The 1172-nt window shown below is 40.4% G+C and carries 2 protein-coding genes; both read left to right on the top strand.

What is annotated here, in order from left to right; translation table 11 throughout:
- Window positions 1-969: IS91 family transposase (locus JZI27_RS24880; protein ID WP_280209854.1), on the top strand; the 969-nt coding region annotated here is incomplete at its 5' end.
- A 16-nt stretch (window positions 970-985) separates the two neighbouring features.
- Entirely contained in the window at window positions 986-1135 is a 150-nt protein-coding gene (locus tag JZI27_RS24875) for a hypothetical protein (protein WP_280209852.1), read from the top strand.
- Window positions 1136-1172: the final 37 nt, after the last annotated feature.

Below are 1172 nucleotides of genomic sequence, written 5' to 3'. Positions count from 1 at the left end.
ATGATGCTTAAAAAATTTATGAATGAAGCTGTTCGTCTTGTCCAGGAATGGTTTGAAAAGAAACTCAAGGTAACACCAGGAATCATAGCCGGATTGCATACATTTGGATCTCGGCTAAATTTCAATCCGCATGTTCATATGTTAGTGACGATGGGCGGAATGAAGAGTAATGGAGAATGGAAAACATACGATTATATTCCATTTGAAATGTTACGAAAACAATGGCAGACCGTAGTTCTTAAGCTAATACGTCAGTCGTTGAACCGACTAGAGTTAAAGCAAGTACAGCCGTTACTTCAAAAAGCCTATTCCGCCAATGGAGAAGGCTTCTATGTGCATGCTCCAAAACAGAAGGGCAATGTTCGAGTTCAAATTGGTTATATCGGAAGATATTTTCGTCGCCCAGCCATTGGTCTAAATCGAATTGAGCAATACGATGGGAAAACCGTGACTTTTCGATATCACGACAAAACAAGTGGGGAAGAAAAACGAGAGACTTTAAGTGTAGAAGAATTTATAGGTCGTCTTATTACCCATATTCCAGATGAGCAGTTTAAGATGATTCGTCATTTTGGAGTTTATGCAAGAAGAAGTAAGAAGATATGCAAGCAAAAGATTAGTATCTGGCAGCAAGAGATGCGTAGAAAGATCGTCCAAATCAAACGATTCCTCACTCGAAGAACATGGAAGCAGAGAATAAAGGAACAAACGGGAAAAGACCCACTCGTTTGCCCAGAATGTGAGTGTTACTATGAATACAAGGGAGAAGTCTGTCTTAAAGATGGACAACTTGTTATTAAGCATGCTCTTTGTCATCAAACACGAGCGTGTCTGGAAGGGATGATCGAAGATCTCACAGGTGTCAAAAAACAAGAAAGCAAAGAAAAACCAAAAAGCTCTGTTGGAAAGTTTCCGAAGGAAACAAGAAAAGAACGAAGTCGTCAAATATGTCTGTTTGGAGTGTCATGAAATAGAGGAAATCCCATTGAGTGTAGTTCGTGATTTTGATGCAATGGATGATGGTGATCCGTCTGTGCCGCCTCAATTTGGTTGTGAGCATTGCGGTAATCCCATGTACCCTGAGTACTACAAAGGATTGCATGGATACGAGTACAAACTTTCGGATATCCTCTAACGCAAAAAGGCCCAGAGCTTCGCTCTGGGTTTTCTTA

It is taken from the genome of Brevibacillus sp. AY1, from assembly GCF_029870785.1.
In the GTDB taxonomy this organism is placed as follows: domain Bacteria; phylum Bacillota; class Bacilli; order Brevibacillales; family Brevibacillaceae; genus Brevibacillus; species Brevibacillus invocatus.
The sequence above is the reverse complement of the archived record's forward strand: the minus strand, read 5'-3'. Positions and strand labels throughout refer to the sequence as shown.